Source organism: Lacrimispora indolis DSM 755, from assembly GCF_000526995.1.
In the GTDB taxonomy this organism is placed as follows: domain Bacteria; phylum Bacillota; class Clostridia; order Lachnospirales; family Lachnospiraceae; genus Lacrimispora; species Lacrimispora indolis.
On sequence record NZ_AZUI01000001.1, the window covers coordinates 594,857 to 610,210 of the forward strand.

Here is a 15,354-nt window from a genome sequence, read left to right on the forward strand (position 1 = left end):
AAATCCGCCGGGCCTTCTTTCCTCAAAGCCTGACCTTTTATCTTCCAGGGCATTTCTTTTCCTGCCGGAAATCTAACTCAGACCCATTTTCTTTCTCTTTTTCATGATATGATCTTCAATATCCTTTGCCACCTGCACCGGGTCATCTCCCAAAGCCACTTTTCCTCCGGTTAAGCCCTCCACATCCTCTGTGAATAATTTCACAAGTTCTGGCGCGCCGGTGATAAAGGGTGTTGGGGACAGATGGGTATAAGCTCCATATGCTACTGCAAACAAGCCGTCTATGGTCGCCTTTTGTTCCATCCATTCCGGCGCTGTTACCGCAATCGGCAGATCGGAAATGTCAGCATCTAAATGATCAGCCAGGGCCGTTACAAGCATTGACATCCTTCCTGTATCCGTACAGGTTCCAAAGCTTAACACCGGGGGGATCCCAAGTGCTCTGCACACTCCCTGCAAGCCTTCTCCTGCCTGATCAATGGCATCTAAATTGCACATTCCAGCAACTTCCAGCCCATGGTTTCCACAGCCTCCTGCCACCACCAGGATGTCCTTTTTAATCAGTTCCTTTGCTAAATTCACCGTATTCCAATCCTGGGGTCCGTTTCTTAATGTGGAGCAGTTAGCTAAGGCCACAATTCCCTTTAACTGGCCTTTTGCAATCACATCCACCAGATTATTTAAATCATTTCCTATAGCGCCCAGCACCGCTTCCGTGGAAAATCCGGCTATGGCCTTTTGTTTGTATTTTGGCACCATTGGCTTGATTTGCTTATGCCGTTTCTTAAAATTATCAATGGCAATGTGGATGCATTTTTCCGCCATCTCTTCTGCCTTCTTGGGATAATAAGGCATTTTGTGTTCTGTACCTGGAACTCCGATGATCGTGCTGACACTCACCAGGGCAACCTGGTATTTTTCCGCATACTGGTCAATGGCCGGCGGAGAACAGTTCTCCTCCATGACAAATGCGTCCACAGTCCCTGTTGCCAAAAACGGCTCAATGGCCAGCCAGTTTCCCATAAGGCCTACAAATACATCATCCACTTCAAATCTCTGGAGCATTTCCTGCCCTGTTTCAATGGACCCCACAATATGGATCCCCTTTGCCCCGGCCTGTTTGGCCAGATCCTGAAACTGCTGCTTCCTTGCCATCTGTAAAGCGGCGACTCCGATCCATGGCTGATGTCCGTTAAATGCTATATTTACATAATCAGGGTCCATGATTCCCAAATCCACATCCACTTCATGAGGCATGGGCGTTCCGAATAAAATATCCTGGGTCATTTCCAGACCGATTTGAGCGGTGTAGATTGTGGACAAACCTAAGCGCAGGGCTTTTGTTGCCAGGGAAACGTAATCACCGTCTACGTTAGTCAGACAGCTTGCAATGCTGTTCTGAACTTCATGCTCCACACCGGAGGGGTAAATGTGTAAATCTTCCCAAACCTTTTTCCGTTTCTTCGGAGAAAAGACCTTCACCATGACGCTTTCCTCATCAGGGCCTAATTTCATTTCCTGATCAAGAAACTCTGCAAGGCAGACAGCCATCTGATTCACATCCTGATTTGTGTTGATTCCGGTTTTTTCACACATCCATTTCAACTTATCAACATCCTTGATCTGGAAAACCGTATTGCCCTTCCCTGTTTCCTTTAAGGTCCGGAAGGCTTCATATGCATGGTGGGCATAGGTGGCTGCTCCCATAATATTTCTCATGAGAAGATTTCTCATGGCCATGGCGTCCGGGCCGATTCCGCAGACACCCTTTTCCGGCCCCTTCTGCCCGTTGAGCCTGCAGGGTCCATTGGTACATAATTGACAGCTTAATCCCTGCAAACAAAATTTGCACCGTATCTTTTCCTGCTCATCCCATCTGGAAAATACACTGGATAAGCCGTCATCCCGTATTCTCACCAGCATCTCTTCTACGGAGTCATGATAGCTTACCCGTCCTTCTGTTTTTTCTAAAACCGTCTCTGGCATAATTACCTCCATTAAAATATGATTCAGTCAGTAGTATGCCAAATTTTAGAAATACCTATTCTATTTTGATACAATATTCAGCAATCCTTAGGCCTGTCCTCTCACCCTCCCAGGGTCACATCCTGCCTGGAATACCATTCAATGGCATCATATACGTGCTGGGGCGTGAAATCCGGCCAAAAATCATCAACAACATACATATCCGAATAAACGGACTGCACCGGCAAAAAACCGGACAGCCTCCTGCGCCCTCCCCACCGGATCACCAGATCGATCCTGGATACATCGGCGGTTTTTAAAGCAGGGCCTATGGCCCCGTCATGAAGTCCCAAATCCCATTCCCAGCTGTAATTCACCAGAAAATTGATTTTTATCCCGCCGCTTCCGAACTGGTGTCTGCTGGTATAAGGCTTCAGCTCCTCCGGAAACATGGCAGATGTGGTCTTTCCCAAAACCAGCAATTCCGCATCTTCTTTTGCCAGCTCCTCCACTGCCTTTACACATGCCTTTGAAAAAGCCTCTCTCTGAATGGAAGGGCGCTTTGTATTATCCACCGTAAACCCATAAAAAGTCATTTCCTTTATTCCCAGCTTCCTGCAAAGATGGTAAAGAGTCATTCCAGGTGATATTCCCCTGTCATACCCGTCCTCTTTTTCCATTCCCTTTCCAACGGCCCAGCGGCGGTTTCCGTCTGGTATAATTCCGATGTGCTTTGGAATTCTCATACACGTTTCCTCCGTTTTTTCTTCTTAATTTAAATCATATAAAAAGTATTGCCATTTTTTCCCGTTCCATAATTCCACCTCAGGCAAATATACCGGGTTGTCAGTACAGGCCGTTATATTTAGGAATCGGAAAGTCCAGCTCATAGTTTTTACACAAATCAATAAATCCGCGGGCCGACTGTGTTAAAAATTTATTTTTGTGATATACAATGGAAAACTTCCGCTGAAGATTTATCCCATCCACATCAAAAGCATGGATCAATCCATGTTTCAGCGGTCCCAATATCATTCTCCGCGGAAGAACGGCAATGCCCAAACCATGAATGACCGCATTTACCAGCGCAGTAGTACTGGTGGATTCCCATACAGGAAAAACCGAAAATCCCTCAGCCTGCGTCGCGCTGTCAAATTCCTCCCGGGTGCCGCTGCCTTTTTCACGCAATAAAAACCTCTGCTTTTTAAACTGTTCAATGGATACCTTCTGGCCGGGGGAGAATGGCCCATTTACAGAACATATGGCTGTTAAGGAGTCCTCCATATATTCCTCACAAATCAAATTGGGGGTATGAACTGCCCCCTCTATAAATGCAAAATCCAGCTTGTTGGACTGCAGCTGACCTTCTAACAAATCTGACGAGCTGATGCAGACCCTCACATCGATTCCCGGATGCAGAACGCCATAAGCACTTATGTAGCTTGGCATGAACTGTGACCCGATGGTAATGCTGGCCCCGACCCGCAATATTCCGATTGAATCCCAATCCCGCAATCCTTTTTCCATATTATCAAACAATGACAGGATATGGGTAGCATATTCCCGCATCTGGTTCCCCGCCTCCGTGATAAAGAGCTGCCTTGACATTCTCTCAAACAGAAGAACGCCATAATAATTTTCCAGTTCTTTCAGCGCCAGGCTTACGGCAGGCTGGGTCATAAATAAGACCTCCGCCGCTCTGGTGACACTGTTCCCATTCTCACAAACTGCAAGAAATATTTTAATGTGACGAAGTGTCATGGCCGTACCTCCGATTCATATTCTATTACTTATGATTATGATAAAATAATACTATTTTTAATATAAATCTGCAAGTGATATACTGAAGCCACAGGAGGAAGTACAATGAAAAAAAGCAAAATATACTGGCAATTATTTGCCTCAACATTTCAATTAAGTTCATTTACATTCGGCGGCGGCTTTGTAATCATCCCGCTTATGCGAAAAAAATTTGTGGAGAAGCTCCATTGGCTGGAGGAAGATGAAATGATGGATCTTACGGCCATCGCCCAGTCCGCTCCCGGCGCAATTGCCGTAAATGCCTCCATTTTGGTAGGCTATCGCGTTGCCGGAATATTAGGAGCACTTGTAACCGTACTCGGTACGGTATTGCCTCCCTTGATTATATTGTCAATCATCTCATACTTTTATGTGGCCTTTCGCAATAATCATATAGTAAACCTTGTTATGAAAGGTATGGCTGCAGGCGTGGTTGCCGTTATTTTCGATGTGGTGTTCACCATGGCACGTTCCGTATTACAGGAAAAACGTCTTTTATTGCTGGCAGTGCTTTTAGGCGCCTTTGCCGCAGCCTGCATCTTCAAGGTGAATGTGATTCCAATTATATTAATCTGCGGAATTGCAGGGGCATTGGATACCTTGCATAGAGAACGGCATACAAGGAGGCAGGGAGAATGATCTATTTAGAGTTATTCTGGAGTTTTTTTCAAATCGGATTGTTCAGCATTGGCGGCGGCTATGCTGCTATGCCCCTTATTGAACATCAGGTGGTTGAGGTCCATCCCTGGCTGACAATGACCCAGTTCAGCGACATCATCACGATTTCCCAAATGACCCCCGGTCCCATTGCAATCAACTCAGCAACTTTTGTGGGGATCCAGGTAGGCGGTATTGGGGGCGCAGTGGTTGCGACCCTTGGGTGTGTGTTCCCTTCCTGTGTGATTGTTATGCTTTTGGCCTTTGTCTATTATAAATACCGGACACTTACTATTATTCAGGGAGTCCTTTCCGGGCTGCGGCCTGCTGTGGTGGCTATGATTGCCAGCGCCGGAGTGTCCCTGCTCCTTTCATCCTTTTGGGGTAATGACGGGGTAATATCCATTTCAATGACTGACTGGATAGCCGTGTTAATCTTTTTAACCGCATTGGTCACATTACGGAAGTGGAAACCAAATCCCATAGTTGTTATGGTATGTTCCGGCATATTAGGTCTGATCTGTTACCAGTTTTTTCCAGGAGGCGCCATATGAAGAAATATCTTTTAAAATCAGGAATTCTTTACAAAAGGGAACAGGAAACCATTGGCCCTGCCCTGGCAAACATTAAAAATCGTTTATGTGGTCTGGAAAGACAGATTTTTGTGGAAGAACAGCAATTTCTTACAGGCATCCAGACAGACTTAAAACCAACGGAACATGTTAAGGGGGCCTGCCCTAAAAAGTATTTTTTGAAAAACCACAATGGTGAAATACTCATGTCCGGTTTTCCCAAATATGCCAAAGGCCAGGATCCTGCTGATACAGGCTGGCCTGTTTACAGAATGCCCCGTATAGATTCTGTCGACCTTTTGCTGCAGGATCATTACGGCTCCCTGCAAATGATAAACAGTCAGAACTATCTGCTGTCCGACACGTCCGGTCAGGGTACCCTTAATGTTTTCCACCGTGGCGTCATTGGCGGCTGGAATATTGAAGCGCCGGAAGAATTCAGCCCTGAGATCATATGCGGTATTTTTGTATTCTGCCGCTACTTAGAGCAGGAGAATGAACTGATCGTTGTATAGTAAATTTTTATGCTGCCGCTATCCGGAACAAACAGAGGGGTCCATCAGCTATGCTGATGGACCCCTCTGCGCTTAAAACCATTGATTCTAAGCCTTTATTTCATTCCTTTTCCTGATTAAATCCGATTTAAAGATTATTTCTCGTTCAGTGCTGCCTGTGCTGCTGCCAGCTTAGCGATGGGCACACGGAATGGAGAACAGGATACATAATCCAGACCGATCTTATGGCAGAACTCTACGGAAGAAGGATCTCCGCCGTGCTCACCGCAGATACCAACATGCATTTCCGGACGAACAGCCTTACCTAACTTAATTGCAGTTTCCATAAGCTTGCCCACACCGGTCTGATCCAGTTTTGCAAATGGATCATTCTCAAAGATCTTGGTATCATAGTAAGCATCTAAGAACTTGCCTGCATCATCACGGGAGAAGCCGTAGGTCATCTGAGTCAAGTCATTGGTTCCGAAGCAGAAGAATTCAGCCTCTTTTGCAATGTCATCAGCGGTCAGGCATGCTCTTGGAATCTCGATCATGGTTCCTACTTCATATTTTAAGCTGCTTCCTGCTGCAGCAATTTCTGCATCAGCAGTCTCAACAACAATCTTCTTAACGAACTTTAATTCCTTCTCATCGCAGATCAGGGGGATCATGATCTCCGGGCAAACGTTCCAGTCTGCATGTGCCTTCTGTACGTTGATCGCTGCACGGATCACTGCCTTTGTCTGCATTTTTGCAATCTCAGGATAGGTGACTGTCAGACGGCAGCCCCGATGGCCCATCATTGGGTTGAACTCGTGTAAAGAATCGATGATGCTCTTGATCTGAGCAACGGTCTTGCCCTGTGCATCTGCCAGCTTCTTAATGTCATCTTCCTCTGTTGGAACGAACTCATGAAGAGGCGGATCTAAGAAACGGATGGTAACAGGATTTCCTTCCAGAGCCTCATAAAGTGCCTCAAAGTCGCCCTGCTGTACAGGAAGGATCTTTTCCAGAGCAGCTTCTCTCGCTTCAACGGTATCGGAGCAGATCATCTCACGGAATGCGTCGATTCTGTCTCCTTCAAAGAACATATGCTCAGTACGGCAAAGACCGATTCCTTCTGCGCCCAGTTCTCTGGCTTTTCTTGCATCAGCAGGTGTATCAGCATTGGTTCTTACTTTCAGCCTTCTATACTTGTCCGCCCATGCCATGATTCTTCCGAATTCACCGATAATGGCTGCGTCTACTGTAGGAATAATTCCGTCATAGATTTTTCCGGTAGAACCATCAAGGGATAAGAAGTCTCCTTCATGATATTCCTTGCCTCCAAGAACGAATTTCTTGTTCTCTTCATCCATAACGATTTCAGAACAGCCGGATACACAGCATGTACCCATACCGCGTGCAACAACGGCTGCATGGGAGGTCATACCGCCACGTACGGTTAAGATACCCTGAGCGGCCTTCATTCCTTCAATATCTTCCGGAGAGGTCTCAAGACGAACCAAAACAACCTTCTCTCCTCTTTCATGCCATGCTTTTGCTTCGTCAGCTGTAAATACGATCTTACCGCATGCAGCTCCCGGAGATGCTGCCAGAGCCTTTCCAATGGGTTCTGTCTTCTTTAATGCTTCCGTATCAAACTGAGGATGGAGTAAGGTATCCAAGTTTCTCGGATCGATCATCTTAACTGCCTTTTCCTCTGAGATCATGCCTTCATCAACCAGGTTGCATGCAATGGTTAAAGCAGCCTTTGCTGTTCTCTTGCCGTTACGGGTCTGAAGCATGTAAAGCTTTTTATCTTCAATGGTAAATTCCATATCCTGCATATCTCTGTAGTGGTCTTCCAGCTTGTTGCAGATTCCTACAAACTGCTCATAGACTTCCGGCATAACATCCTTTAACTGGTCGATCTTCTGCGGAGTGCGGATACCGGCAACTACGTCCTCACCCTGTGCGTTCATTAAGAACTCACCCATGAGGTGCTTTTCACCGGTTGCTGGGTCACGTGTAAATGCAACGCCGGTACCGGAGGTCTCGCCCATGTTTCCGAAAGCCATCATCTGAACGTTTACAGCAGTACCCCAGGAATAAGGGATATCGTTGTCACGGCGGTATACGTTTGCTCTTGGGTTATTCCAGGAACGGAAAACAGCCTTGATGGCTTCCATCAGCTGTACCTTTGGATCTGTGGGGAATTCTGCACCGATCTTTTCCTTGTACTCATCCTGGAACTGTTTTGCAAGCTCCTTTAAATCCTCAGCCGTTAACTCTACGTCCTCTGTAATGCCCTTTTCTTCCTTCATCTTATCGATGAGCTCTTCAAAATACTTTTTACCAACCTCCATAACTACATCGGAGAACATCTGGATAAATCTGCGGTAGCAGTCATATGCCCAGCGTGGATTGCCTGATTTTTCAGCCAGAACTTCCACTACTTCTTCATTTAAACCAAGGTTTAAGATGGTATCCATCATACCAGGCATGGATGCTCTGGCACCGGAACGAACAGAAACCAGAAGAGGATTTTCCTTATCACCGAATTTCTTTCCGGTGATCTCTTCCATCTTTGTAATGTGCTCCATGATCTGGCCCATGATCTCATCATTGATCTTTTCGCCGTCTTCATAGTACTGAGTACAAGCCTCTGTTGTTATGGTAAATCCCTGGGGAACAGGAAGACCTAAATTTGTCATCTCTGCCAAATTGGCGCCTTTTCCACCTAACAGGTTTTTCATGCTTGTATTACCTTCGGTAAACAAATAAACCCATTTTCTTGCCATAAGTATATTTCCTCCTCAAAATGTGTTGGTTATTCAGCTCCTCTGCCGGTTTCATCTGCAAAAAAGCCCTGCAGATATTATAGCATAATTCAAACGCTAGTAAAGGGGGTTTCTTTAATTATTACCAAAAATTAGCTCTTTTTTCAATACAATTACTCTGAAAGTGCTTCCATAGTCTGTCATTTTCTGATATGCGATTTTAATTCGTATATACGAATTTTATGTCAAAAAAACTGCTAGAATGTGTCTGAAAACTGCTTGTTCCAAGATGTGTGTGACTCTTTGTGGGAGATTTGTTCCAGATGAAGGGGCGTAGTGGGCTGCAAGCTGAATCTGGAGCAAATATGCAGCAAAGTGGGGCGTGCAGATTGGGCAATGAGTTTTCAGAAAATTGAAAAGCATGAGACACCTTAAAAATAATTTCTTCAACTGCTCTTCTGGCAAGTTTCATTTCTTCACAGACAGCCTCTATTTTTTAGGTCATTTTTCAGCTAAACCTTATTTTCTTAAATCACAGGTAAAGCCAGGAAAGATCTGCCCTTCCCACAGGATTGACTAATATATTTCATAAAATGCTTGATTGTTTTTTGATTTTTTCTGTAAAATAACACCAAATATGATTGTTTCTGGAAGGAAAATGTGGTACATTAATGGTATCTCTGAAAATTAATCAATAACAGGAGGAAAAACAAGATTATGAAAAAGAGAGCATTAGCATTAGCTATGGCAGTCATGATGGCTGCAGCCTTAAGCGGCTGCGGTTCTTCCACACCAGACAACAACGCTACAACAGCCGCACCTGCGGAAACCACAACTGCCGCCGAGAAAACGGCAGAGACAACCGCTGCAGCCTCAGAAAAGTCTGAGAACGGGTACGAGCTTGCACTGGTTACAGACTTAGGAACCATTGATGATAAGTCCTTTAACCAGGGTGCATGGGAAGGCATGAAAAAGTATGCGGAGGAAAACAAGATTTCCTACAAGTACTACCAGCCGCAGGAAGGTACTACAGATTCCTATCTTGAGACCATCGGCCTTGCCATCGAAGGCGGCGCCAAATTGGTTGTTTGCCCCGGATTCTTATTTGAAGAGCCTGTATTTCTTGCCCAGGAGCAGTACAAGGACGTACATTTCATCCTTCTGGATGGGGAACCTCACAATGCCGATTATTCAGAATTCAAGACAGAAGCTAACGTAATGCCTATCCTGTTCCAGGAAGACGAGCCTGGTTTCTTAGCCGGCTATGCAGCAGTAAAAGACGGCTATACAAAGCTTGGTTTCTTAGGCGGTATGGCAGTTCCTGCAGTTATCCGTTATGGCTACGGATTTGCAGAAGGTGCTGACTATGCGGCAAAGGAAATGGGAATCGACGGCATAGAAATCATGTACAACTACACAGGCGCATTTGCTGCCACACCGGAAGCACAGTCCATGGCAGCTTCCTGGTACCAGAACGGAACCGAAGTGATCTTCGGATGCGGCGGCGCGGTTGGTAACTCCGTTATGGCTGCTGCGGAAGAGAAGAACGCAAAGGTGATCGGCGTTGACGTTGACCAGAGCTTCGAGTCCAATACGGTTATCACCTCTGCTATGAAAGAGCTGTCTGTTTCCGTTTACGACGGAGTAAAGGCATTTTATGACAATGCTTTCCCAGGCGGAAAAACCAGCATCTTCTCTGCTAAGAACGACGGTATCGGACTTCCAATGGAAACTTCCAAATTCACCAAGTTCACACAGCAGGATTATGATACGGTCTTTACCCAGTTAAAAGACGGTAAGATCGAGCTGGTACAGCCTTCCCAGGATAACAATAATCCTACGGTTGACTTAAAGCTTGAAAAGACAAAAATCACCTTTGTAGAATAACCTGCAAAAGTAACGCGCCCGAAACCCATGGGCAATAAAAGAGGAAAGGAGATGCCGTTTGATTCACCAGTCAGAACAGATCTGGTCTCTTACGGCATCTCTTTTTTATTTTCTATAAAAGCAGGAATATACCAAGGCATATTTTATTAACCAGGTCCCATGGATAGGTACCGAATTAAGGGGGATTTTATGGATTACATTATTGAGATGCTTCACATCACAAAAGAATTTCCTGGTATCATCGCCAATGATGACATCACTCTTCAATTAAAGAAAGGCGAAATACACGCTCTGCTTGGAGAAAACGGTGCAGGGAAATCCACGCTTATGAGCGTCTTATTCGGTCTGTACCAGCCGGAAAAAGGCGTGATCAGGGTAAGAGGCAAAGACGAAAAAATCACCGGTCCTTTAGATGCCAATGCTTTGGGTATTGGCATGGTTCACCAGCATTTTAAGCTGGTAGAGAATTTTACTGTACTCCAGAATATTGTTCTGGGCATTGAAACAACAAAGCACGGGTTTCTAAAAATGGATGACGCCCGTAAAAAGGTTATGGATTTAAGCGAGAAATACAAATTGTTCGTGGACCCTGATGCGGTTATATCAGATATCACCGTGGGCATGCAGCAAAGGGTTGAAATTTTAAAAATGCTTTATCGAGACAACGAAATCATGATTTTTGATGAACCCACTGCGGTTCTTACTCCCCAGGAAATTGATGAACTGATGCAGATCATGAGAGACCTGGTAAAGGAAGGAAAATCCATCCTGTTCATTACCCATAAGCTCAATGAAATCAAGGCGGTTGCGGACCGCTGTTCTGTCCTGCGCCGCGGTAAATATATTGGAACGGTAGATGTGGCAGATACAACGCCTGAAGAAATGTCCGAGATGATGGTTGGCCGAAAGGTAAACTTAACCGTTGAAAAGAATCCTTCCAAGCCGGGAGAAGTTGTGCTGGAGGTAAAAGAGCTTTCCGTGGAAGCCAAAAGGGAAGGCCAGACAAAGAAGCTGGTGCATGATGTTTCTTTTAAGGTGAGAAGAGGCGAAATCGTCTGTATCGCCGGCATTGACGGCAACGGCCAGACAGAGCTCATTCATGCCATCACCGGTATTTCCGACATGAGCACCGGTACCGTTACCATCAATGGGGAAGACATGACCAAAAAGAGCATTCGCTACAAAAACACTCATGGATTATCCCATATACCGGAAGACCGGCACAAGCACGGCCTTGTCCTGGATTATAACCTGGCTTATAACCTGGTCCTTCAGCAGTATTTTGAAAAGGATTTCCAAAGCGGCACATTTTTAAAAAATGACAAGATTTATGAATATGCGGAAAAGCTGATCCAGGATTATGACATCAGAAGCAGTGAAGGTCCCTTTACCACTACCCGCAGCATGTCGGGGGGCAATCAGCAAAAAGCCATCGTAGCACGGGAAATCTCAAAAACTCCGGATATTCTTCTGGCCGTTCAGCCCACCAGAGGCTTAGACGTAGGGGCCATTGAATACATCCACAGGCAGCTGGTTAAGCAAAGAGATGCGGGAGCAGCTATCCTCCTGGTATCTCTGGAATTAGATGAAGTCATGAATTTAAGCGACCGGATTCTGGTCATATTTGAAGGCGGAATCGCAGCCGACTTAGATCCCAAGGCCGTCACGGTTCAGGAATTGGGTCTTTATATGGCAGGCGCAAAGAAAGAAGGTGGCAAGTCATGAAACCAAAACAGATCAAAGACCATACAGGCATTCTCTCTTCTGTCTTTGCCATTGTGCTTGGATTAATCGTAGGCCTGATCATTCTGTTCCTCTGCAATCCCAAGCAGGCCCTTCCAGGATTTGCGACAATTTTAACAGGCGCATTTACCCATGGAGCTAAGGGTGTGGGACAGGTATTTTATTATGCAACGCCCATCATCCTGACCGGTCTTTCCGTGGGATTTGCTTTTAAAACAGGGCTTTTCAACATCGGGACTCCCGGCCAGTTCATTATGGGCGGATTTGGCGCCGTCTATGTGGGGATCCTTTGGACCTCTCTGGGACCGGCCCACTGGATGGCGGCCCTTCTTGCAAGCGTTATTATGGGTGCGGTATGGGGTCTGGTTCCGGGACTTTTGAAGGCTTATTTTAACGTCAATGAAGTAATTGCCTCCATTATGATGAACTACATTGGCATGTATCTGGTAAACTGGATCGTAAAAAGCTATAAACCCTTATTCAATAACCTGCGCAATGAATCCCGGAATGTGGCCGCAACTGCCAATATTCCGAAAATGGGCCTTGATAAGATATTTCCAGGCTCCAGCGTAAACGGAGGAATCCTCATTGCAATCATTGCGGTAATCCTGATCTGGATCCTTTTAAACAAGACCACCTTTGGTTATGAGTTAAAGGCAGTTGGCTTTAACCGGGATGCCAGCAAATACGCCGGCATCAACGAAAAAAAGAGCATCATCCTGTCCATGATGATCGCAGGAGCCATTGCCGGTCTTGCAGGAGGACTTTTGTATCTGGCAGGTACCGGAAAGCACATTGAAATCAAGGACGTACTGGCATCAGAAGGCTTTACAGGTATTTCCGTTGCTTTGCTGGGCTTAAGCAATCCCATTGGAGTTCTTTTCTCCGGCATCTTTATCGCCTATTTGACAGCCGGTGGTTTTTACTTGCAGCTGCTGGAATTTTCAACGGAAATCATCGATATCATCGTTGCTGTTATCATCTATTTCAGCGCCTTTGCTCTTATGGTTAAAATCATTATTTCCAAGATCCAGAAGCAAAAAGGTGCAAAAGCAGAAGAAGCCAAGGAAGGAGGAACGAAATCATGAATGTAGTTTATTTCATTTTTCAGCAGACCATGTATTTCATGATTCCTCTCATGATCGTAGCTTTAGGAGCCATGTTCTCCGAACGAAGCGGTATCATCAACATTGCTTTGGAAGGAATCATGACCATGGGAGCCTTTACCGGGGTCCTGTTCATCCATTTTACAGGCAGCACCATGAGCGGGCAGCTTCAGCTCATCATTGCAGTGCTGATCTCCATGGCCACTGGCATGGTGTTTTCCCTGTTCCACGCCTACGCTTCCATTAACATGAAGTCCAATCAGGTAATCAGCGGTACGGCATTAAACATGTTTGCTCCCGCCTTTGCCATTTTCGTGGCCCGCGTTATCCAGAACGTGCAGCAGGTGCAGTTCAGCAACACCTTCCGCATTTCATCTGTTCCGGTATTGGGAAAGATCCCGTTCTTCGGCCCTCTCCTGTTCCAGAACGCTTATATCACTACTTACATCGGCATTGCGATCTTTGTGCTCTCAGCCGTTGTTCTTTATAAAACCCGGTTTGGTTTAAGGCTTCAGGCCTGCGGCGAGCATCCACAGGCAGCCGATTCCGCCGGTATTAATGTGTACCACATGCAGTATGCAGGCGTTCTGATCTCCGGTGCTCTTGGAGGACTTGGCGGACTGGTATTTGTGGTTCCCACCTCCACCAACTTTAACGCAGACGTAGCCGGATACGGATTCCTGGCTCTGGCCGTTTTGATCTTTGGCCAGTGGAAGCCGGTGAACATCATGCTTGCCTCTCTGTTCTTCGGGCTGATGAAGGCTATTGCATCCGCTTATTCCGGAATCCCGTTCTTAAACGCAATAGGCATTCCAAGCTATTTCTACAAGATGGTGCCTTATATCATCACACTGATCGTGCTGATCTTCACCTCCAGAAACTCTCAGGCTCCAAAGGCAGAGGGTATTCCTTACGATAAGGGACAGAGGTAGAAACAAAGGAAGGCAGCCGCAAAAAAGAGAATCCATAAGGCAATCCGTCATAAGACAGTATGAAAACTTAAACTGTTAATGGGCGTCTGCCAAGTGAAATGTCAAAAACAAGTGTATCGTTCTTTGTGGACGATATACTTGTTTTTTTGTTTTGTGTCCTTATAAGTAGAGAGAAATATTTGAATTGGAGGGCAAATATCATGCCGAAAAGAGAACGCAATTTGCGGCTTCATATCATGGTAACACATGAAGAATTAGCCGCCATACGGAAACGCATGGCAGAGGTGAACAGTCAAAATCGGAGTGCGTTTCTCCGAAAGATGATGATTGATGGATATATCGTAAATGTTGACCTTGCGCCTGTAAAGGAACTCCTATCCTTACAACGCCGAAGTGTAAATAACCTTTCCCAAATTGCTAAGTATGCAACGGCCCCAAATGCCTATCAATCTGAAATTACGGAACTGCAAAAAGGCTATGACGAACTATGGAAACAGTATACAAAACTATTGGAACACCTTGCAAAGCTGGTTGCACTTTAGGACTTCGGGCCAACTTGGCCCGAAGTCAAATAAGGAATGAGCGACAGCGAAATGACGCAACAAAAGCCGGGTTTGGGGTGGCTACCCTAACAAGCAATTTTGAGATTTGACCGTAAGGGAAAATACTCAAAATTGGCAAGTGTGTGTACACTTGCCCTGCTTGCCATTTAGCAAAAATAAGAAAAAAGCTTATAAGATTTTATTGACTTTTATTCAAGCGTGTGATATCCTTGATCAAAAATGAACAGGTGATTACTAATGCAAGTTTTAAAAAAAGATATAAAGGATACATTAATACTAGCTGCGTTACATGAATTTCAACAGCAGGGATTTGAAAAAGCATCCATGAGAAACATTGCCAAAGCATCCAACATGACAATTGGTAATATCTATCGTTACTATCCAAATAAGCAGGCGCTATTTGAATTTATAGTTGAGCCTGCATTTTCAGAGTACCAAAATTCTATTAATATCATTAAAAACAAACTTTCGATAAGAGATGACACAGAAGATGGGCCTTCTATCGAATATTTTGATGGCGTTGAAAGCACCATCATTCACTTAATAAAAAGTTTTACTCCACAAATGTCTTTACTTTTTACTGGATCAACAGGTTCCGCTTATCAATGTGTGAAACAAGAATTGGTTTTCTTGTCTTACATGGTTACTAAAAGCATTTTTTCAAATGCCATTGCGGATATGATTAATGAAAACTCTTACTATGACAGACTTGCTCATATTATTGCTCAAACTCTGATTGACAGTATTTGTACAATATTGAAAACCGATTGTGATAATAAAGAGCATTTTGATAAATTGATTGACCATATTATCGAAACTTACTCATACAGTATTAAAATCGCTACAAATTAATTTTAGGAGGAATCAAATTTT

At 45.0% G+C, this 15,354-nt stretch carries 14 protein-coding genes; 9 read left to right on the forward strand and 5 right to left on the reverse strand.

All coding sequences use genetic code 11. The features are described 5' to 3' along the window. Positions 1-72 precede the first annotated feature (72 nt). From cooS to K401_RS0102840, 3 genes are all read right to left on the reverse strand, one after another. A complete protein-coding gene (gene cooS / locus K401_RS0102830; RefSeq protein ID WP_024291552.1) occupies positions 73-1,986 on the reverse strand; it encodes an anaerobic carbon-monoxide dehydrogenase catalytic subunit in 1,914 nt (637 codons plus the stop codon). Positions 1,987-2,087: 101 nt separating this feature from the next. Beyond that, positions 2,088-2,711: an undecaprenyl diphosphate synthase family protein gene (locus tag K401_RS0102835; RefSeq protein WP_024291553.1), complete on the reverse strand. Its 624-nt coding sequence runs from the start codon at positions 2,709-2,711 to the stop codon at positions 2,088-2,090. 100 nt (positions 2,712-2,811) lie between these two features. Further along, positions 2,812-3,726, reverse strand: a complete 915-nt coding sequence (locus tag K401_RS0102840) for a LysR family transcriptional regulator (RefSeq protein WP_024291554.1) — start codon at positions 3,724-3,726, stop codon at positions 2,812-2,814. A gap of 105 nt (positions 3,727-3,831) precedes the next feature. On the opposite strand from K401_RS0102840, the gene K401_RS0102845 reads away from it, so the two are divergent. The 3 genes from K401_RS0102845 to K401_RS32705 are packed head-to-tail and all read left to right on the forward strand — an operon-like array spanning position 3,832 to position 5,509. Continuing rightward, positions 3,832-4,404, forward strand: coding sequence for a chromate transporter (locus K401_RS0102845; protein WP_024291555.1), 573 nt, complete (start codon positions 3,832-3,834; stop codon positions 4,402-4,404). Beyond that, positions 4,401-4,976: a chromate transporter gene (locus K401_RS0102850; protein ID WP_024291556.1), complete on the forward strand. Its 576-nt coding sequence runs from the start codon at positions 4,401-4,403 to the stop codon at positions 4,974-4,976. Before K401_RS0102845 ends, K401_RS0102850 begins: the two co-directional genes overlap by 4 nt. Then, positions 4,973-5,509, forward strand: coding sequence for a hypothetical protein (locus K401_RS32705; protein WP_024291557.1), 537 nt, complete (start codon positions 4,973-4,975; stop codon positions 5,507-5,509). Before K401_RS0102850 ends, K401_RS32705 begins: the two co-directional genes overlap by 4 nt. Positions 5,510-5,643: 134 nt before the next feature. Here K401_RS32705 and ppdK read toward each other — a convergent pair whose 3' ends face one another. Together ppdK and K401_RS34035 are read right to left on the reverse strand one after the other, a co-directional pair. Continuing rightward, positions 5,644-8,271 carry a pyruvate, phosphate dikinase gene (gene ppdK, locus K401_RS0102860; RefSeq protein WP_024291558.1) on the reverse strand — a complete coding sequence of 876 codons (2,628 nt, stop codon included), beginning with the start codon at positions 8,269-8,271 and terminating at the stop codon, positions 5,644-5,646. Between the two features lie 199 nt (positions 8,272-8,470). Continuing rightward, on the reverse strand, positions 8,471-8,722 hold the full coding sequence (locus K401_RS34035) for a DUF6783 domain-containing protein (RefSeq protein WP_334291564.1): 252 nt from the start codon (positions 8,720-8,722) through the stop codon (positions 8,471-8,473). Between the two features lie 245 nt (positions 8,723-8,967). Here K401_RS34035 and K401_RS0102865 point away from each other — a divergent pair, with 245 nt between their 5' ends. The 6 genes from K401_RS0102865 (at position 8,968) to K401_RS31685 (ending at position 15,333) form a co-directional block, all read left to right on the forward strand. Then, entirely contained in the window at positions 8,968-10,137 is a 1,170-nt protein-coding gene (locus tag K401_RS0102865) for a BMP family lipoprotein (RefSeq protein ID WP_024291559.1), read from the forward strand. A gap of 189 nt (positions 10,138-10,326) precedes the next feature. Next, on the forward strand, positions 10,327-11,862 hold the full coding sequence (locus K401_RS0102875) for an ABC transporter ATP-binding protein (protein ID WP_024291560.1): 1,536 nt from the start codon (positions 10,327-10,329) through the stop codon (positions 11,860-11,862). Then, on the forward strand, positions 11,859-12,968 hold the full coding sequence (locus K401_RS0102880) for an ABC transporter permease (protein WP_024291561.1): 1,110 nt from the start codon (positions 11,859-11,861) through the stop codon (positions 12,966-12,968). The genes K401_RS0102875 and K401_RS0102880 overlap by 4 nt, the downstream gene beginning before the upstream one ends. Continuing rightward, positions 12,965-13,918: an ABC transporter permease gene (locus K401_RS0102885; RefSeq protein ID WP_024291562.1), complete on the forward strand. Its 954-nt coding sequence runs from the start codon at positions 12,965-12,967 to the stop codon at positions 13,916-13,918. Before K401_RS0102880 ends, K401_RS0102885 begins: the two co-directional genes overlap by 4 nt. Before the next feature lie 200 nt (positions 13,919-14,118). Beyond that, entirely contained in the window at positions 14,119-14,460 is a 342-nt protein-coding gene (locus tag K401_RS0102890; RefSeq protein ID WP_024291563.1) for a plasmid mobilization protein, read from the forward strand. Between the two features lie 258 nt (positions 14,461-14,718). Further along, positions 14,719-15,333: a TetR/AcrR family transcriptional regulator gene (locus K401_RS31685; RefSeq protein WP_024291564.1), complete on the forward strand. Its 615-nt coding sequence runs from the start codon at positions 14,719-14,721 to the stop codon at positions 15,331-15,333. Positions 15,334-15,354: the final 21 nt, after the last annotated feature.